This is a genomic window from Luteimonas fraxinea, from assembly GCF_021233355.1.
In the GTDB taxonomy this organism is placed as follows: domain Bacteria; phylum Pseudomonadota; class Gammaproteobacteria; order Xanthomonadales; family Xanthomonadaceae; genus Luteimonas; species Luteimonas fraxinea.
Window position 1 is genome coordinate 3,701,457 of the sequence record NZ_CP089507.1, and the last position, 17,494, is coordinate 3,718,950.

Below are 17,494 nucleotides of genomic sequence, written 5' to 3' on the forward strand. Positions count from 1 at the left end.
ACGGTGCATCCAGCAGGCCACCGGACCGGTTAAGCCGGCGTGCGCGGGCTCAGCGCGTCGCGGCGGTGTCCGCGGCGCCGATCCACGGCGCCAGCAGCGCCAGCCAGCGCGCACGCCAGGCGAGCGCCATCGCTGTCGCGAATGCGCCGCCGGCCAGGGACATCACCCAGACCAGTGCGGCCATCGAGGCGTGATCGCTCGCCAGACACAGGGCCAGCGACACGGCGAGCGCAACCGCGCCCAGCACCCGTAGCGCGCGCGCGTGCGCAGGCGAGACCGGCGCGCCCCAGACCTGCTGGCCGTGCGCCGGCATCGCCAGTGCCAGCCATGCCATGCCGACGATGCTGGCGAGCAGGGCCGCGGTCAGCAGCCAGGCTGCGTGCGACGCCTCATGCATGGGCGGCCTCCCGGCGCGGGTGCTCGACGGCCGCGGTTGCAGCCGCGCGACGGCGCAGGTGCAGGCCGGTCGCGCCTGCAACAGCCGCGGTCGCCAGCAGCGCGAGATCGAGGCCCGCCACCGGCCAGTAACCGGTACCGAGCGTGCGCAACAGATGGTCGCCGGTGGTGATCCAGTTCAGCGCGACGGCAGCGATCGCCAGCACGACGATCGCACCGCACTGCTCGCGCCAGGCCGGGTTCGCCAGACCACGCGCGACCGGCGCGCTGCGCAGGCCCGCATGCAGCAGCGCCAGCACCCAGGTGCCCCAGAACGCGTAGCGCTCCCAGTCGCCGCGCGCCGGCAGATCGTCCGGCAGCAGGCGGTTGGCGACGAGAATGCCGAGCGTGGCCGCGACCATGCCGGTGATCATCGTCACTGCCAGTGCGTCGACGATGCGCGCGCCCTGGCTGCCCTGTTTCGCATGCTGGCGCTTGCGCTTCTCGACGAAGAACACGAAGCCGGTGGCGATGCACACCGCGCCCAGCAGACCGCCCAGCACGTACAGCCAACGCAGCAGCCAGTGGCGGAAATGCTGCAGATGCAGACCGGTCAGGAATTCGGCGACCTTGCCCACCGGCGTGGCCACGGGATCCTCTCGGATCAGTTCGCCGGTGGACGCTTTGAAGTGGATGCCCTGGCCGACCAGCGCGATGCGATCGGTGCCCGCGCGGTACACGCTGACGTAGCCGTTGGCGTCGCCGACGTGTTGCAGCACGAGAAAACCCACATCGCCGGCCATGTCGCGCGCCGCCCAGCGGCGCTGCGCCTCGGCGACCATTGCGTCCACGTTCGCCAGGCCCGCGGGCACACCGGCGCGCTGGTGCGGCAGGCCGAGTTCGTTTGCTTCGGTCGCGGCATGCAGATCGTGCAGGTCGTGCAGCTGGGTGTGGCCGACCGGGAAGAAATACGTCGCCGAGAAGATCACCAGACCGGTGAACGCGAAGAAGAAGTGGAACGGCAATGCGACCACGCCGGTGAGGTTGTGCAGATCCAGCACGCTGCGCAGACCGCCCTTGCCGGGGCGGAAGGTGAAGAGTTCGCGGAAGAACTTGCGGTGCATCACCACGCCGCTGACCAGCGCGGCCAGCATCACCAGCGCCGAGAAACCGACGATCCAGAAACCGAGATTCTTCCAGTCCAGCGTCAGGCTGTAATGCATCGGATAGAAGAAGCCGCTGCCGATCTTGAGACGATCGTCCGGCAGCGCGGTGCCATCGCGCGGATCGATGGTGCCGAGCGCGAAGATCGCTTCGTCGGGATCCTTGGCGCCCGGCACCTGGAAGCCGGCGAACAGCGCCAGCACCGGATCGCGGTGTGTGGTGTAGGCGCTCCAGTTGGCGACGGTGTCGAAGTGGTCGGGCATCGGCCCGTCGACGCGCGGGCGCATCGCATCGATGGCCTGCTGCGTGGGCTGCATGCGCTCGAACGCCGGCCGCAGGATCTGCTCGTAGGACGGCATCGGCTGCGGCTCGAAGCGCGTGGACGGAATCGCCCAGCGGTCGATCTCGCGATCGAAGACCGACAGCGCGCCGAAGAAGAACGCGGCCATCAGCACGAAGCCGAGCACCAGCCCGAACCACGTGTGCAGCCACGCCATCGCCTGGCGGAAGCTCTGCGTCACCATGCCCTGGGCCGCCATCAGACGATGCTCGCCTGGACCAGCGAGGCGACGCCCGCCAGCAGCGCGCCACCACCGGCCAGCATCGCCCACGCCAGCACGAGCCGGCGCGTGGCGAACGTCCACAGGAATGCCGTCAGGAACACCAGCAGGCCGAGCGCGCTCGACAGGAACTCGGCATCGTGGAAATCCATGCCGGCCTTGAACATCAGCGCGGCACCGGCGGCGATGAAGCCCCACGTGAACGCGTAGCCGCCGAACACGGCGGCGCCGATGCGCGCGGCGAGCCGCAGGCGCGGGGCAGGGGACGAAAACATGGCGGTGTTGGACATGGCGGCTGCGGTGTCGATAAAGGCGGGACAGGCGGATCAGGACATCCTGATCAGAAGCGGTAATTCAGGCTCAGCGTGTAGTTGCGCGGCGCGCCGTAGTACCCGCTGTAGCGCAGCGTGTTGATGTAGGTTTCGTCGCCGACGTTGTTGACGTTGAGGCGCAACATGGCGTTGGGCTGGAAGTCCCAGCCGACGAAGCCGTTGAACACCGCGTAGCTGTCCTGGCGCACGGTGAAGCCGTTGCTCTCGACATTGGAAATGTCGCTCTGCCAGCGCCCGCCGATGCCGAATGACAGCGCGGTGTAGCTCGGCACGCGCGCGCTGAGCACGAGATTGGCGGTGCGGCGCGGCACCCAGCGGTAGGTGTCGTCGCCGTCGTCGCCGGTGAGCTTGAGCGCGGTGTAGCCCACGACCAGATCCACGTGTTCGCTCAGACGGCCGGTGGCTTCGAGTTCCACGCCTTTCGATTCGACATCTACGCCTTCGTAATAGAACTGGCCGCGATCGTTGTAGCCGGCGCCGGTGGCCAGGCCACTCTGCTCGGCGCGGAACACCGCCAGCGTGGTCAGCAGGCGCTTGTCGAGCCAGTCGGCCTTGACGCCCACCTCGTAGTTCGCGCCCTTGGTCGGATCGAGATAGCGGCCGTCGGCATCCGACTGGCTCTGCGGCTGGTAGATGTCGGAGTAGCTGACGTAACCCAGCACGTTCGGGCTGAAATCGTAGGTCAGGCCGGCGTAGGGGCTGGTCTCGCTCTCGGTCTGGTCGAACGCGACGCCGTAGTTCGTGCCGTCGCGGTGGTATTCGGCGTAGTTGAATCCGACGACGGCCTTGAGACGATCGGTGAACGACAGTCGCGTGGCGCCGTAAGCGCGCTTGAGGCGTTCGTCGAGCGTGCTGTAGACCGAACTCTCACCCCACAGCGGTTCGGGCACCACGTTGCCCGCCCAGGGGAAGCCGGGCATCGGCACGTAGCCGCACGGCGCACCGCTGCACAGCGCACCTGCGAATTCCGAATTGATGTTCTCGCTCTTCGACCAGCCCACGCCGAGCATGACTTCCTGGTCACGGCCCCACATCTGGAAATGGCCGTTGAGCGTGGCCGAGACCAGATCGGCTTTCAGTTCGTCCTCGCCGCCCCACGGATAGCCGTACAGGCCCAGATTGGTGCCCGGCTCGAGGCCGGTGCCGTTGAAATCGGTCGCGTAGAACAGACGGTCGTCGTTGCGCACGTCGCGGTGGTTGTAGGCCAGCTTGAGCTGCCAGTCGGCGCCGAGCTGGTGCACGTACTCTGCGAACGCGGTCTGGCTGGTGGTGTCCCAGTAGGTCCAGTCCTGCGTGGTCGAGGCGCCGCGGTCCCAGCGCGCCTGGGTGCCGTCGCTGTACATGAAGCCGAGTGCGCCCCACATGTTGCCGTTGGTGCGCGCGTCCTGCCACGAATAGCCGAGCGTCAGCGTGCCGTTCTCGCCGATCTGGCCGTCGACGACGCCGTAGACGAAGTCGCGGCGGTCGTCCTTGCCGCGCAGCCAGGAATCGCCTTCCTCGTGCGCGGCGACGATGCGTCCGGCCCAGGTCCCGTCTTCGGTGAACGGCGTGGAGTAGTCCACCTCACCGCGCGTCGTGCCCCAGGACCCGTAGCTGATACCGGCCGAGCCTTCGGCCTGGTTGGTCGGGCGCTTGCGCACGTAGTTGATCGTGCCGGCGGCGTTGCCCACGCCGGTCAGCAGACCGTTGGCACCGCGGATCACCTCCAGCTTCTCGTAGCCGAAGGTGTCCATCGCGCCGGTGACGATGCCCCAGCCGTTGGGCAGGCCGACGCCGTCGATCTGGGTGTTGGCGATGTCAAAACCGCGCGCGGTGTAGTTGCTGCGGTTGGTTTCCCATTCCTCGACCTGGATGCCGGTCGCCAGACGCAACGCCTCGTTGAGGCTGTCGGCGCCGAACTTCTGCATCTGCTCGCTGCTGACGACGCTGATCGACTGCGGCGTGTCCTTGATGTCGAGATCGAGGTTGGTCGCGCCGTTGCTGACGCGACCCGCGCGCTGGGCGACGACGAGAATCGCGTCGAGATCGGTCGCGCTCGCATCGGAGGCATTCGCGGCGCTCTGCGGCTCGGCGAACGCGGCGGTGGTGCACAGCGCGAGCGCGACGCCGATGGCGAGCGGGGAGGTTTTGCGGACAGACAGGGAGCGCGATACGACGACATGCGAACGGAGCATGGAAATCTGGACCTTCGAAAACGTATGAATCAAGACGGACCCGGCAGCCCCTGACAGGGGCGCGGCACACGGTCCGGACGGGCAGTCCGGCGAAGTCCGACCGGAGTTGTCGGATGCGGACGTCGGCGGCAGCGCCGTGGCGCGCCTGGAGTCCGGAACCGCGCCCATTCCGCGGGCGTGACTGAAACTGCGCGAGCATTAGATGCGAATGGATGTCATTTCGAAACAGTTGCGGATGTACACGTGCGCTGTTCAGGCAATGCCGCGCCGCATCGGGCCGTCTCACGTCGCCCGCACGCCACGACGCCGGAGAATCGCGTTTTGCACCCGGAGCGGCCCATGCGTCTGCCGATTGTTCCCCTGCTGATTGCCGCGGGTCTGTCCACGCCCGCCACTGCCAACGCGGCGCGCCAGCCGCCCGTGCCGAACGAACCGGTCGCCGCCGTCGATCTCGAACGCTATGCCGGCACCTGGTACGAGCAGGCGCATCTGCCGATGTTCTTCCAGCGCAAATGCATCGCCGACACCACCGCCCAGTACAGCGTCAATCCGGATGGCACGGTCGGTGTGTTGAACCGCTGCCGCACGAAGGACGGCAGCTTCAACGAGGCACGCGGCATCGCGCGCGTGGTCGACGGGAAGACCTCGACACTGGAAGTGCGGTTCGCGCCGCAATGGCTGTCGTGGCTGCCGATGGTCTGGGGCGATTACTGGGTGATCGCGCTCGACGAAGCGGAGTACCGCTGGGCGATGGTGGGTTCGCCCGGCAAGGACTACCTGTGGATCCTGTCGCGCGAGCCGCAGCTCGACCCGGAGATCCGCAGCCGGCTCATCGACCAGGCGCGCGCGATGGATTACCCGGTCGACAAGCTCGTCGACACACCGCAGCGCTCGCAGGATGCGACGCCTTCCGGTTGACCGGCATCGCCACCTCGGCGGTGCGCCGACATCGTCCGGAACGTCGCGGATGATCTTCACGCGGCCCCGGGTCTCGAACAGCGAGAGTCGCCGCCCATGACGCGCCTCATCGAACGCCTTTTCGCCGCCGGCTATCTCGCCGTAATCGCCCTGTTCCTGTTCGCCGGTGCCGCGCTGATCGGGCTGGCGGCGATCGAGATGTGGCAGGCGCTGGTGCCCTCGGAATCACTGGATCTGCGCGGACGGTTCGACTCGGTGCTCGACGCGATCGGCATCGTGACCATCGCGCTGGTTGCGTTCGAACTGGCGCAGACGGTGTTCGAGGAAGAGGTGCGGCGAGAGGTCAAGATCAGCGGGCCGACGCGCGTGCGCCGGTTCCTGTCGCGCTTCATGGTGGTGCTGGTGGTGGCGCTGTCGATCGAAACTCTGGTCGCGGTGTTCCGATTGCTGCACGAAGCGCCGGAACAGTTGCCTTATGCCGCGGCGATCGGCGCGACCGCGGCCCTGCTGCTGGTCGGTTGGGGCGTGTTCCTGCGACTCAACCGCAGCGTCGAGGAACTCGAACCCGAGGCCATGGCGGCGGCGAAGGATGAGGACGGCGACGTGGAAGCCGACGCGAACGACACGCCCACGCCGAAGAAGCCGGCAGCGCGGCGAAAGACGCCGACGAAGGTGCCTGCAGCAGGCTGAGTCGCAATGCGACGGTGACACCGGCAGGTCACAAAGCAATCCCGGTCACGGAACGGACATCGCACCGCGATTGAACGCGCACGTCTTACCGATGCTTAACACCACGGTCGCATCGCAGTGGAAAGGTCGGGGTTCCTTCCAGACGCGTGGAGTTTCCGATGAAGAAGTGGGCCTTGTCCGGCGTGTTGTTGTTGACCACAGTGGCTGCCAGCACGACCGCATTCGCAGCGCGCCATCATTTCGATGTGATCGGCGAGTCCTACGGCCGCAGCAGCGAAGAGGCGATCGACAACGCCTGGCGCGACGCGGACGACCAGTGCTACCGCAGCTGGGGCCGCTCCGACCAGGACATCACGGTGCTGGAGGTGTGGGTCGATCCGGACACCGGCTATCCGCATGCACGCGTGTCGCTGGGCTGCACGGTCGACGACTGACTTTAGATTTCGACGCACGTGAAAACGCCGCCGGTGATCTCTCCATCACCGGCGGCGTTCTGTACATCGATTGCATCCGCGAACGCGTCGCGGACATCCCGGGCCGTCAGATCACGAAGGCTCGCAGTTCCGCCATCTTGCCGTCGTGGAACCGCCACGCATCCGAGTAGGCATAGCGCGTCTCGGTGCCGTCTGCCGCCTTGACGGTGATGCTGCCCAGCGCGATCACGAAGTCTTCTTCGGCGATGAGGTGGTCGACGGTGAACACCGGCGGCTCGACATAGGCGTCCGTCATCCACTCGCGCACAGCATCCTTGCCGTCGAGCGTCGATTCGCCAACGGTCGTCCACTGGATGTCGTCGGTGCAGTACGCCAGAAATCCGTCGATGTCGCCGCGCGCGATGGCCGCGTTGGCCTGCCGCAGAGAACTCTTGTGCTGGTTGGACATGGCGGCGCTTCTATCGACGTGGAGGAGTGACGATACCGGCAGCCGGGGGCGCGCGGGTGAAGCGTCGCGGGCCGGACTGCGCCTGCATTCAGGCGCATGTCGCAAGCGTGCGTGCGGTCGCATCCGGAAGCGGACGTCGTGCCGCGCCAGGCGACCAGAAAACCCGATTTCGGTGCGGGTCTGGCCGCCAACCGCACGGCAACGCGTTGTGCTCAGAAGCGGTCTTCGACCGGCAGGTAACGCCACGCGCCGACCGGCATCTTCGCCAGCGACACGCGCCCGATGCGCAGGCGCCGGATCCACACCACGCCCAGCCCGACCTGCGCGCACATGTCACGCAGCTGACCCGGCCGCACGCCCTTGATCGCGAAACGCAGGCGCACTTCGTTCTGCCAGCTGACCTTGCATGGCGGCAGCGTGTGGCCGTCGTACTGCAGGCCGTGCTTGAGCCGCTGCATGCCGTAGAACGGCATCTCGCCGGTCACCTCGACGACGAACTCCTGCTCGATGCCATCGAGGTCCTCGGTCAGGCGCCGCCACACGCGACCATCCTGGCTCAGCACCATCAAGCCACTGGCTTCGGCTTCCAACGGCGCGAGCGGTGTCAGCCGATGGAAGTGCCGCTGCAGCAGGCGCACCTCGGTCGGGTCTTCGCTCCAGCGCGTGCTCGCGTCGACGTAGGCCAAAGCGGCATCGGACGTGGCGAACGCATCCAGACCTGCCGGCTTGTGGAACAGGATCGTTGCCGGCTCGGCGACGGCGAGCCGCGCGGCCGCGTCGAGTTCGACGGCCTCGTCGGTCACCATGTGCTGCGGCATGTCCACGACGCGACCGTCGACCGACACCCAGCCGCCCTCGATGTACTGCTCGGCTTCGCTGCGCGAGCAGCGGGCGAGTTCGGAGACGCGTTTGGCCAGTCGGACGGGGGCGGACATCGTGTAGCGCCGGGAATCGGGGCGGGCAGTGTAGCGAGCGTCGCCGGTCGGCGCGTTCTTCGGACGCAGCGCCTCAAGCGTGCCGATTGCGTGGATGATGCGGCGAAGACGGACGGGCCATGTGGTCCGCGTCATTCCCGAACCTTTGCGGACCGGAGTGCCAGGCGATGCGACAGACGATGGCGGGTGTGTGGATGGCGGCGGTGATCGCGCTGGCAATGCCGGGATGGGCGCAGGCAGACGACGGTGCGCGACTGCTCGGCCTGTGGTCGGTGGACGTGACGCAGTTGCCGATGCCGCCCGAGGCGCGGCCGCAGCGGGTGACGGTGGCGCTCGACGAGGCTGCGGCGGGCGCGTTGACGATACGGGTCGAGATCGTGCCGGCCGAAGGCGCAGCGCGTATCTCCACGGCGACCGTGCCGCTCGATGGCAGCACGGTGCCGATCGAGGGCGACACGCTGGAAGCCGATGCGATCGCGGTCAAGCGCCCCACCGGCGACGTGCTGACGATGGCACTGGCGAAGCAGGGTGTGCCGGCCTCGACGCGGATCTATGCGGTCACGCCGGATGGCGACCAGCTGATCGAGACGGCGGTGCATTTCGGCGCCGATGGCAAGGCGGTGATGCGCACGTTCCGGTTCGATCGCGTGCGTTGAATGACCGCGTTACAACGGCTGCTGCACGTACGGCAGCCGCTGCGTCCTGAACGTCTGTGCGGACGATTGCGAGCGCGCGTGCACCGCGTTCGGGGGCGCGCCGACCGACAGCGGTAGAATTGCGCCTCTTCCGAACCGCCCTGTTGGATCGATGATCACCAACGATGTCCTGCGCAGCATCCGTTACATGCTCGACCTGAGCGACCAGAAGGTCGTCGATCTCGCCAAGCTGGTGGATCCCGACTTCGCCCTCGACAAGGACGACGTGCGTCCGTTGCTGTTGAAGGAAGACGAACCCGGCTACGTGGCCTGCAGCGACAGCGTGCTCGCGCACGTGCTCGACGGCCTGATCGTGCACCGCCGTGGCCGCGACGAGCGCCAGGCCGCGCGGCCGGTCGAATCGCGCATCAGCAACAACGTCGTGCTGAAGAAGCTGCGGGTCGCATTCGAGCTGACCGACGTCGACATGCACCAGATCTTCGCCGACGCGGGCTTCCCGATTTCGAAGCCGGAGATGTCGGCGCTGTTCCGCCAGGCCGGACACCGCAACTTCCGCCCCTGCGGCGACCAGCTGCTGCGCAATTTCCTCAAGGGCCTGACGATGCGGGTGCGCGGCGGCTGATTCGGCGGTCTCTGACCCGGAACCACGTGTCTCGTGAGACCCGACTCGTGTCATGCCGCCAATCTGGAGAAAACGAGCACGTTTCTCTTTATGCAGGAAGCAAGCACCTCTCCCTTCGGGAGAGAGCCTGCCCCGGACTCGATCCGGGGTCGACGCGTTTTACGCGTCGGGTGAGGGCGGGGCTCTGCTGAAACGGCCCAATAGGCACTCTCATTCACTCTCAGGCACCCGCTGTGGCCCGGAGAGCGGGACAAGACGAATCCTGCCTCAGCCCTGATCCAGCTCGTAATGGATCAGCACCACGCACTGCGAGGCGAACAGCATCTTCGGGCCGAGCGTAATCTTCTGCGCGCCCATGCGTTCGAGGCCGGGAATCGTCTTTTTCGGCATCGGGATGTGGTCGGTCAGCAGGAAGCACGGATTATCCGCGAACGCCTGCTCACGGATCGGTGTGCCCTTGCGGTCCATCAGGAACAGCTGATGGTCTTCGGAAAGCTTCTGCACCAGCCGTTCGAAGCTCGTGGTGCGGACTTCGACACCCGATTCCACCGGGCGCGTCTCGTCCTTTCCCATGCCGCGCGAGGCATCCAGCGCGTTGGCGATCTTGCCCAGCAACGCGCGCTCGTCGAAGCCGCCGATGTCGTGCATGGCGTTGACTTCAAAACGGATCGTGCGCGAGAAGTCCCGGGTGCTTTCCAGCACCAGATAGACCGTGACATCGGGCCTGTGCGACTGCGCGACGAACATGGCGTTCATCAGCGTGTGCGCGAGGATCTCGGTGTGCGCGTCCTGGCCGACGGCGGCCAGCAATGCCTGGCTGTCGGTGGGCGCGGCGCGTGCCCGGAGTACGAAAGTTCGCATGCGTGTCGAAACGGTCCGTCGGCCGGTGCGGTCCCGGCGATTCGCCGCGCATTGTCGATGGAAACCTGCGCGCGGGCGAGTGCGCCGCCGCTCAAACGCGGTTGTATCGGCCTGCAGGCCGTACCGGGCGGCGCGTGCCGCCCGGCGCTGCGATCAGGCCGACTCGGAACCGGACTCGGGTTCCGGCTCTGCGGTGCCCTTGGCAGCGTCGCGTTCGGCACGCTTCTTCGCGTCCTTCTCGTCCTGCTTCTTCTTCTTGGCGAGTTCGCGCTGACGCTTTTCGAACGAATAGTTGGGCTTGGCCACGGAAACTCCCTTGGATTGAGCGGCCTAGTGTCTCATCCGGGAGGCGGTCGCATCCAGTTTCTCCATTCAGGATAGGGAACGGCCCTCCGCGCAATGTGCTGTGGGCCGTCGAAAGGCGAGGGCGCGTCAGCCGCGCAGTCGCACGATCTGGTTCTGCAGCGTTTCGATCTGGCCGCGCAGGTCTTCGTTCTCGCGTTCCAGTTCGGTGACGCGGCGTTGCAGTGCCTTCGCATCGGGTGCGGGCGAGCCGCCGTCGTCAGCCGTCTCGCCATCGCTACCGGGCTTCGGCCGCTTCTTCGCATCGCGGGCGCGCTTGGCGGCCTGCTTGAGTTCGGCCTTTCCGGCCTGGGCGGCGCTGCGCTGCTCGTCTTCGGGCAGGCTGGCGACCGCCGCAGCCGCGCTCATCGAGATGGCGCCGGACTTGAGCGCTTCGACCAGCTCGGGCGTGGCCTGGGCGTGGATGCGTTCGATCATCGCCACCTGGTTGCTGCTGAGCTTGGCTTCGCGCGCGAGTTCGGCGCGGCTGACCTGCGAGGGCGCGTCGTCCCACGGCGGGCGATCCTCGGTGTCCTCGACCGAGGCGTCGGTGGCCGGCACGGTCTCCAGTGCAGCGATGCGCTGGGCCTGCTGCCGCGCGGCGACGATGTCGCGCTTGCGCAGGGCCAGCACGCCGCGCTGGTAGTCGGACACGCTGCGGCGGCCGAGATGCTGCTCGATCATCCACAGATGCACGTCCTCCATCGACTGGAAGCGCGTGTTCTGGATGGTGTTGAACGGGATGTCGTGCTTCTGGCAGATGCCATAGCGGTTGTGGCCGTCGACGAGCACGTCGCCCCACAGCACCAGCGCATCGCGACAGCCTTCGGCGAGCAGACTGCGCTCGAGCGCCTCGTACTCGTCGGTGGTCAACGGATCGATGTAGGCCTTGAGTTCTTCGAGAACGACGATGTGCATGCGGGACGACCACGACCGGGGGGCGCGCATTGTAGGGGCGCCCGTTCGCGGATGTTGAGACTTGCGCAGTGCGGATTCCCATGCGCACGCGCAGGCGCTGACAGTGCATCCCGCGATGCTTCAAAGCACACGTGGTGACCTGGAAGCGCGTCGGGGCGCGCTTCGCGTGGATCAGCGGCGCAGCAGACCCCGGCGCTTCGGCGCCGCGCTGCGCGCGATCAGCGTGGCGCTGCCGACGGTGATCGCGTCTTCGACCGCACCGGTTGTTTTCTGCCCGAACCGGCGCATCGCGCGGACGCGCAGATTGAACGTGACGTAGGCCATGCCGACCGCGGCGCCGGCGCCGAGCACTGCCGCGAGCGGGCGTTGTTCGCGCGGCGCCAGCGCCATGCCGGCGATCGCGCCGGTGACGATGCGCGCCAGCATGCCGGCGGGCACGATGCGGTCCGGCGCGTCTTCCATCTTGTCGCCTGCGAGTTCGCCGGCGGCGAGCAGTTTGGCGCCGGTCGAGGCGAGCCGGTTCGACAGCAGACGCGGTGCGCCATTGCCGCGGGGCAGGGTGCCGTTGCAGGCCGCGTTGGCGACCGTGGCCAGCGGCGTCATCGCGCGCATGCCGGCCACGGCGCCCATCAGAATCGAGTGGATCAGTGCCATCGGGAATATCCATCCGGTGTCCGCGGATGCGGACCGAACCGGATCAATGCCAGCGCGGCAGTGAATCCGATGTCGTCGCGTGCGCTCAGACGCTCCCGATGGCGATCGGCGCAGGCCGGTTGCGGTGGGCGGCAAGGCAGCTGGCAACGCTGGCGACGACGAGCGCGAAGGCGATCGTTTCCAGCAGCGTCGGCAGGCGTTGCTCCCACAAAAAAGCGTAAACCAGCGCGAACAGGGTTTCGAACAGGATCATCTGGCCGACCAGGGTCAGCGGCAGCAGCCGGCTCATGCGGTTCCACAGCGCGTTGCCGAGCATCGATGCGAACAGCGCAACACCGGCCGAAACACCGAGCAGCAACAGCCATGCCGACGGCGCGTGCGCGTCGCGATGCAAGAGCAGCGCGAGCGGCACCAGCAGCAGCGTCAGCGCGCAGGTGACGATGCCGGTGAGCAGGTTCCACTCGTGCACCGACACCTGCGGCAGGCGCGCGAGCCAGCGGCTGTTGGTCACGGCGAAGCAGGTCCACGAGGCGAGCGCGCCGATGCCGCACAGCAGGCCGAGCAGATGCCGGCCGACATCGCCATCGGCCGGCATCGACATCGCCTGCCAGCCGATGCACAGCGCGCCCGCGGCGCACAGCAGCAACGAGGGTGCAAGCCGGCGCAAGGGCACGGCGCCCCGGTCGCGGCTGCCGATGATCGTCACCGCCACCGGCAGGAAGCCGATCACCAGCGAGGTCATCGCGATGCCGCCCAACTGCACCGCGCTCGCCAGCAGCACGTAGTAGACGACGTTGCCGCTCAGCGCGAGCCAGACCAGCACCCATCCGTCGCGGCGTGTGAGTCGCATGCGCAGGCCGCGCCAGATCGGCGCGAGCAGCAGCGCCGAGAACAGGCCGTAGAACAGGTAGCGCCCGATCGCCAGCTGCAGCGGTGCGAAATCGCGTGCCAGTTCCGGCGCGAGAAACACCAGTCCCCACAGCGCGCCCGCACCGATGCCGCAGGCGATTCCAACGAGGGTGTTGTTGTGTGTGCCCGACATGCCGGCCTCCGCGATGCCGGTGCAGCGTAGGCCTCGCGCCGTTCGCCGTCTTGACCGGGACTCGCGTGTTTCAGGCCCTGGCTCTTGCCTGGCGCCGCCACAGCGCCGGCGTCGTGCCGCTGGCACGGCGCATCGCCCGGGTCAGCGCGCTCTGGTCGGCGTAGCCGCACAGGCCGGCGAGTTCGGCGATCGGCAGTGCGGTCTGCGCGAGCAGATGACGCGCGCGTGCAAGACGCACATCGGCGAGCCAGGCCCGCGGCGTCTGTCCGAGTTCCTGCTGGAACAGCGTGTGCAGCCGGCTCGCGCTGACGCCGATCCGGCCGGCCATCGACGCCACCGTCCAGGCCTGACCGGGTTCCGCCTCGACGATGGCCCGCAGGCGCGCGAGCCGCGAGACCGGCCCGGCGGCGTCGCCGAGTAGTGCATCGACCAGCAGCGGCATCCACAGCCGCGTCCGGTGTTCGGGCACCGCGCCGCGCGCCGCTTGCAGGCCCATGTAGCAGACCAGGCTGATCGCATCGGGCGACATCGCGATGTAGGGACGGCGCGCCAACCGTTCCATCGCGTCGTCGTCGAGCGCACCGGTGTGCAGATCGAGAATGATCGAGCGGTTCTCGACGCGGCTCATCTGGTCATGGCGCGCGCCGGTTTCGACGAAGGCAGCGACGTGGCGGTCGAGTCGCGCTTCGCGGCCGGCGATGTCCATCGCCAGTTCGCCCGTCAGCGGCAGCACGAGTTGCGCGAAGTCGTGACGGTCGACGGTGCTGTCGGCGCCGTAGGAGCGGATGGCGATGGGGCAGGGCGACAGGCACATGGGCGTGGGCGCCGGGGCGGGGACCGGAACCACATGCTAGCAGCGGGGTCGCGGGGGCCCGTGCCGTTCACTGGCTGAACTCCGGAACTTCACTTCCACCGGGCACGCTGGCGCGGACGCTGTCCATCCCAGCATCCGGAGAGGCGCCGACGATGGACACTTTGAAGAAGGGCACCGCGGTCGAATGGCAGATCCCGCAGGGCAAGACGCGCGGCAAGGTGGAGAAGACGCTGACGTCGGATACGAAGATCAAGGGGCACAAGGTTTCGGCTTCGAAAGCCGACCCGCAATATCTGGTCGTCAGCGACAAGACCGGCGCGAAGGCCGCGCACAAGCCGGACGCACTGAAGCGCACGGGCAAACGCGCATGAAGGACGCGGACCGCGAGACGCTGGATGCTTTCCGCGACGCCGTGAACATGGCGCCGGCCCGACTCGACGCCTGGCTCGACACCGAAGCCTCACGCGCGGTCGGCGACAAGAGCGAGACTGGGGGCGAGTCGGTGGGGCACGCGTCCGGACGTCGCATCGTCCGACTGCTGCGCAAGCGCCAGGACGATTACACCGCCGACGATTTCGCACACATGCGCAAGGTCGTTGGCTACGTTCATCGGCATCTGGCGCAGCGCCCCGAAGGCGACATCTGCGACACGCCGTGGCGGCACTCGCTGATGAACTGGGGTCACGATCCGGCGTGAGTGGCGAGCGCGTTGCTCTTGTCGATCGATGGACAGCGTCAGTGCGAGAACGGCGCCTGCGTGCCGTCTCCGGCGCCGTCCCAGCGGCCCGAACGCTCGGCCTGTGGGCAGATCCGCAGGTAGGTGAAGTAGGCGGCGATCTCGTCCATCGTCCAACCGCGTTGGTAGTAGCACCAGGTGGTCGGAACGGGGCAGTAACCCGGCGAGGGTCTGGGCAGCGACCGCGTGTAGTCGGCGACGGGATACCAGGCGCGCGGACTGTGCCGCATGCCGTACCGACAGAATACGAACGGATCGCCCGCCCGCCACAGCAGACCCTGTTCGCCGGTCTGGTCCTGGGCGCGTCCGTGACCGGGCATCAGCGCGGCGGCTGCCAGCAGAAGCGCGCACCAGCGCAGGCGGATGGCCATCGGTCCGGACCTCCGGAAACGGGAGGACCAGCGTAGAAGCGGGCTGCGCGAAGCAGCGCCGGGCAGCGCCCGGCGTGTGTGTCAGGGCTTGCCGTGGCCCAGCGTCGGGTGTGCCGGCGCACGCCACCAGTCACGGCGGGCATCGGTCCCCTGGAACGTCCAGGCCAAGAACCGGCTCTGCTTGTTGCCCTGCGCCATCGCCACCTCGCGGACATCCACCGCACCAGCCTTGCGCAGCTCGGCGCGCAACCCCGGCAGATGCGCGGACTTCGAGATCAGGCTGCTGAACCACAGCACCTGCGATCCGAAATCCACGCTCTCGCGGATCATCTTGCGCACGAATCGCGCTTCACCGCCCTGGCACCAGAGCTCGCCGTCACGGCCACTGAAGTTCAGCGGCAGCTTGCGCGACGCGCGCGGCGGACCGTCGGAACGCGCCGCCAGATTGCGGCGTTTGTCGCGGCCGCTGCGGTTGGCTTCGGCCGCCGACGCATGGAACGGCGGGTTGCACAGCGTGGCGGCGTATCGATCCCCCGGGCGCAGAACACCGTGGAACAGATGGCCGCGCAGCGTCTGTGGGCGGACTTCGATCGCGCTGCCGAGCTGATTGCCGCGCACGATCGATTCGGCGATACGCAGCGCCGTCTCGTCGATGTCCGAGCCGACGAAGTGCCAGCCGTACTCGGTGTGTCCAAGCAGCGGGTAGATCACGTTCGCACCGGTGCCGAGATCGAACAGCCGCACGTCATCGCCACGGGGAATATCGCCGTCACGGTCGCCCGCGAGCAGGTCGGCAAGTCCGTGGACATAGTCCGCGCGGCCCGGTACAGGCGGGCACAGATACGACTCCGGAATTTCCCAGTGCGCGATGCCGTAGTCGGCCTTCAGCGGCGCCTGGTTGAGAAAGCGCACCGCGCGCGGATTGGAGAAATCCACGCTGGTGTCGCCCGCAGGCGTGCGCACGAGAAAAGGCTGCAGCGAAGGTGTGACCCGGGAGAGCCGCTTGAGGTCGTACCGACCCTGGTGGCGGTTGCGCGGATGCATCAGCTGCGGTTCGGTGGGGGACTGGGGACGTGACATGCCGCTATTGTGGACCGCATGGCGGCGGTGCAGTAGAGAGGCGTGCGCATCGAAGTGCTCACCGTCGCGCGTTGCGTCCTGCGATCCACTGGTCCAGTCGGCTGGCGAACGTCTGCCGGTCACGCGCGTGCAGGGCCGCGGGGCCACCTGTCTGCACGCCGGCGCCGCGCAGTTCGTCCATGAAGTTCCGCATCGACAGGCGCTCGGCGATGTTGTCGGGCGTGAAGCGTTGGCCGCGCGGATCGATCGCATCGGCGCCACGTTCGATCACGCGCGCGGCCAGCGGGATGTCCTGGGTGACCACGAGATCGCCCGGGCGTGCACGCGCGGCGATCGCATCGTCGGCGACGTCGTAGCCACCGGAGACCTGCAGCGCGCGCAGGTAACGCGAACCCGGCGTGCGCAACCACTGGTTGGCGACGAAGGTCACGTGGACCTGCGCGCGCTCGGCAGCGCGGAACAGGATGTCGCGGATCACCACCGGGCAGGCGTCGGCATCGACCCAGATCTGCGGCGGCGTGTCGGTGTCGACGTCGTTCGTGTGCATCGTGCTCCAGTCGAAATGCGGCGGATACGCGGGAATTCCGGCCATTCGCCGCGCCTCGTCGAAGTGTACGGATGTCGAACACGCAGGGCCGAAGGTTTGCGCGCAACCGGCCCGATCGGTATCGTGATCGGCGTTCCATCGCTGCTGCACCGTGTGTTCGACCGGTGCCTGATGCAGCATTTCCCTTCTTTCCATTCCCATCCAAGGAGTTCGTCCATGGAGATCGCCGCTGCGCGCGTCGCCACGTTCCACTACACCCTCACCGACGACGACGGTACCGTCATCGACAAGTCGGCCGAAGCCAATCCGCTGCCGTACTTCCATGGCGGCGGCAACATCGTGCCGGGCCTGGAACAGGCACTGGAAGGCCGCAAGGCCGGCGATACGCTCAAGGTCGATGTGAAGCCCGAAGAAGGCTACGGCCTGCGCAATGACAGCCTGGTCCAGGCCGTGCCGCGTCAGGCGTTCCAAGGCATCGACACCATCGAACCCGGCATGCAGTTCCAGGCCCAGGGCGGCGCCGGTCCGATGCTGGTGACCGTGGTCGAAGTCGGCGACACCGAGGTCAAGATCGACGGCAACCATCCGCTGGCCGGCAAGACCCTGCACTTCGCGATCGAAATCGTCGCCGTGCGCGACGCGACAGACGAAGAGAAGGAAGTCGGCCAGGTCCTCCAGCAGGCCGCCTGATCGTGTCAACCGTCCCGGCGCAGCGCGCCGGGATGTCGCGGACGGGGCACGCGATGCAACTCGCGTGCGCCCGTCTTTACAGACGCGGCAATCCGTCCGTGTCTGCGCCGTGGCGCAATGCCGCGGATTTT

The 17,494-nt window shown here is 67.6% G+C and carries 23 protein-coding genes; 8 read left to right on the forward strand and 15 right to left on the reverse strand.

The window, feature by feature from the left end; translation table 11 throughout:
* Window positions 1–49: 49 nt before the first annotated feature.
* The 4 genes from LU699_RS16830 to LU699_RS16845 are packed head-to-tail and all read right to left on the reverse strand — an operon-like array spanning window position 50 to window position 4,605.
* Window positions 50–397 (reverse strand): DUF3325 domain-containing protein, encoded by a 348-nt coding sequence (locus tag LU699_RS16830; RefSeq protein WP_232135658.1) that lies wholly within the window; start codon window positions 395–397, stop codon window positions 50–52.
* Complete coding sequence (locus tag LU699_RS16835; protein ID WP_232135656.1) at window positions 390–2,078, reverse strand: PepSY-associated TM helix domain-containing protein; 1,689 nt, start codon at window positions 2,076–2,078, stop codon at window positions 390–392. The genes LU699_RS16830 and LU699_RS16835 overlap by 8 nt, the downstream gene beginning before the upstream one ends.
* Entirely contained in the window at window positions 2,078–2,389 is a 312-nt protein-coding gene (locus LU699_RS16840) for an iron uptake protein (protein ID WP_232135655.1), read from the reverse strand. The genes LU699_RS16835 and LU699_RS16840 overlap by 1 nt, the downstream gene beginning before the upstream one ends.
* A gap of 50 nt (window positions 2,390–2,439) precedes the next feature.
* A complete protein-coding gene (locus LU699_RS16845) occupies window positions 2,440–4,605 on the reverse strand; it encodes a TonB-dependent siderophore receptor (protein ID WP_232135653.1) in 2,166 nt (721 codons plus the stop codon).
* A 339-nt stretch (window positions 4,606–4,944) separates the two neighbouring features.
* Between LU699_RS16845 and LU699_RS16850 the strand changes: the two genes are divergently transcribed.
* The 3 genes from LU699_RS16850 (at window position 4,945) to LU699_RS16860 (ending at window position 6,647) form a co-directional block, all read left to right on the forward strand.
* Entirely contained in the window at window positions 4,945–5,523 is a 579-nt protein-coding gene (locus tag LU699_RS16850) for a lipocalin family protein (protein WP_232135651.1), read from the forward strand.
* A gap of 96 nt (window positions 5,524–5,619) precedes the next feature.
* On the forward strand, window positions 5,620–6,213 hold the full coding sequence (locus tag LU699_RS16855; RefSeq protein ID WP_232135649.1) for a hypothetical protein: 594 nt from the start codon (window positions 5,620–5,622) through the stop codon (window positions 6,211–6,213).
* Window positions 6,214–6,371: 158 nt separating this feature from the next.
* Window positions 6,372–6,647, forward strand: a complete 276-nt coding sequence (locus LU699_RS16860) for a hypothetical protein (protein WP_232135646.1) — start codon at window positions 6,372–6,374, stop codon at window positions 6,645–6,647.
* Between the two features lie 106 nt (window positions 6,648–6,753).
* Here LU699_RS16860 and LU699_RS16865 read toward each other — a convergent pair whose 3' ends face one another.
* Both LU699_RS16865 and LU699_RS16870 read right to left on the reverse strand, forming a co-directional pair.
* The gene (locus LU699_RS16865) at window positions 6,754–7,095 is read right to left on the reverse strand and encodes a nuclear transport factor 2 family protein (RefSeq protein ID WP_232135644.1); all 342 of its coding nucleotides are present in this window, start codon (window positions 7,093–7,095) and stop codon (window positions 6,754–6,756) included.
* 212 nt (window positions 7,096–7,307) lie between these two features.
* Window positions 7,308–8,030: an rRNA pseudouridine synthase gene (locus LU699_RS16870; RefSeq protein ID WP_232135642.1), complete on the reverse strand. Its 723-nt coding sequence runs from the start codon at window positions 8,028–8,030 to the stop codon at window positions 7,308–7,310.
* Window positions 8,031–8,197: 167 nt separating this feature from the next.
* On the opposite strand from LU699_RS16870, the gene LU699_RS16875 reads away from it, so the two are divergent.
* Window positions 8,198–8,686 carry a hypothetical protein gene (locus LU699_RS16875; RefSeq protein ID WP_232135640.1) on the forward strand — a complete coding sequence of 163 codons (489 nt, stop codon included), beginning with the start codon at window positions 8,198–8,200 and terminating at the stop codon, window positions 8,684–8,686.
* Between the two features lie 151 nt (window positions 8,687–8,837).
* Window positions 8,838–9,308, forward strand: a complete 471-nt coding sequence (locus LU699_RS16880; protein WP_232135638.1) for a YehS family protein — start codon at window positions 8,838–8,840, stop codon at window positions 9,306–9,308.
* Window positions 9,309–9,575: 267 nt separating this feature from the next.
* On the opposite strand, the gene trmY is transcribed toward LU699_RS16880, so the two are convergent.
* The 6 genes from trmY to LU699_RS16910 all read right to left on the reverse strand — a co-directional run bounded on the left by trmY (window position 9,576) and on the right by LU699_RS16910 (window position 13,939).
* On the reverse strand, window positions 9,576–10,169 hold the full coding sequence (gene trmY, locus LU699_RS16885; protein WP_232135636.1) for a tRNA (pseudouridine(54)-N(1))-methyltransferase TrmY: 594 nt from the start codon (window positions 10,167–10,169) through the stop codon (window positions 9,576–9,578).
* Between the two features lie 153 nt (window positions 10,170–10,322).
* On the reverse strand, window positions 10,323–10,475 hold the full coding sequence (locus LU699_RS16890) for a hypothetical protein (RefSeq protein ID WP_232135634.1): 153 nt from the start codon (window positions 10,473–10,475) through the stop codon (window positions 10,323–10,325).
* 126 nt (window positions 10,476–10,601) lie between these two features.
* Complete coding sequence (locus tag LU699_RS16895) at window positions 10,602–11,429, reverse strand: plasmid replication/partition related protein (protein ID WP_232135632.1); 828 nt, start codon at window positions 11,427–11,429, stop codon at window positions 10,602–10,604.
* 171 nt (window positions 11,430–11,600) lie between these two features.
* A complete protein-coding gene (locus LU699_RS16900; RefSeq protein WP_232135630.1) occupies window positions 11,601–12,083 on the reverse strand; it encodes a DUF4126 family protein in 483 nt (160 codons plus the stop codon).
* A gap of 85 nt (window positions 12,084–12,168) precedes the next feature.
* Complete coding sequence (locus LU699_RS16905) at window positions 12,169–13,125, reverse strand: DMT family transporter (protein WP_232135627.1); 957 nt, start codon at window positions 13,123–13,125, stop codon at window positions 12,169–12,171.
* A 70-nt stretch (window positions 13,126–13,195) separates the two neighbouring features.
* Complete coding sequence (locus LU699_RS16910; protein WP_232149709.1) at window positions 13,196–13,939, reverse strand: AraC family transcriptional regulator; 744 nt, start codon at window positions 13,937–13,939, stop codon at window positions 13,196–13,198.
* Window positions 13,940–14,091: 152 nt separating this feature from the next.
* Here LU699_RS16910 and LU699_RS16915 point away from each other — a divergent pair, with 152 nt between their 5' ends.
* Both LU699_RS16915 and LU699_RS16920 read left to right on the forward strand, forming a co-directional pair.
* On the forward strand, window positions 14,092–14,310 hold the full coding sequence (locus tag LU699_RS16915; protein WP_232135624.1) for a hypervirulence associated TUDOR domain-containing protein: 219 nt from the start codon (window positions 14,092–14,094) through the stop codon (window positions 14,308–14,310).
* Window positions 14,307–14,636, forward strand: coding sequence for a DUF3140 domain-containing protein (locus tag LU699_RS16920; protein ID WP_232580303.1), 330 nt, complete (start codon window positions 14,307–14,309; stop codon window positions 14,634–14,636). The genes LU699_RS16915 and LU699_RS16920 overlap by 4 nt, the downstream gene beginning before the upstream one ends.
* A gap of 38 nt (window positions 14,637–14,674) precedes the next feature.
* On the opposite strand, the gene LU699_RS16925 is transcribed toward LU699_RS16920, so the two are convergent.
* The 3 genes from LU699_RS16925 to LU699_RS16935 all read right to left on the reverse strand — a co-directional run bounded on the left by LU699_RS16925 (window position 14,675) and on the right by LU699_RS16935 (window position 16,673).
* Window positions 14,675–15,046: a hypothetical protein gene (locus LU699_RS16925; RefSeq protein WP_232135620.1), complete on the reverse strand. Its 372-nt coding sequence runs from the start codon at window positions 15,044–15,046 to the stop codon at window positions 14,675–14,677.
* 81 nt (window positions 15,047–15,127) lie between these two features.
* Window positions 15,128–16,126, reverse strand: coding sequence for a 23S rRNA (adenine(1618)-N(6))-methyltransferase RlmF (gene rlmF / locus LU699_RS16930; protein ID WP_232135617.1), 999 nt, complete (start codon window positions 16,124–16,126; stop codon window positions 15,128–15,130).
* A gap of 58 nt (window positions 16,127–16,184) precedes the next feature.
* Window positions 16,185–16,673, reverse strand: a complete 489-nt coding sequence (locus LU699_RS16935; RefSeq protein WP_232136165.1) for a YaiI/YqxD family protein — start codon at window positions 16,671–16,673, stop codon at window positions 16,185–16,187.
* A gap of 216 nt (window positions 16,674–16,889) precedes the next feature.
* On the opposite strand from LU699_RS16935, the gene LU699_RS16940 reads away from it, so the two are divergent.
* A complete protein-coding gene (locus tag LU699_RS16940; RefSeq protein ID WP_232135615.1) occupies window positions 16,890–17,363 on the forward strand; it encodes an FKBP-type peptidyl-prolyl cis-trans isomerase in 474 nt (157 codons plus the stop codon).
* Window positions 17,364–17,494 lie beyond the last annotated feature (131 nt).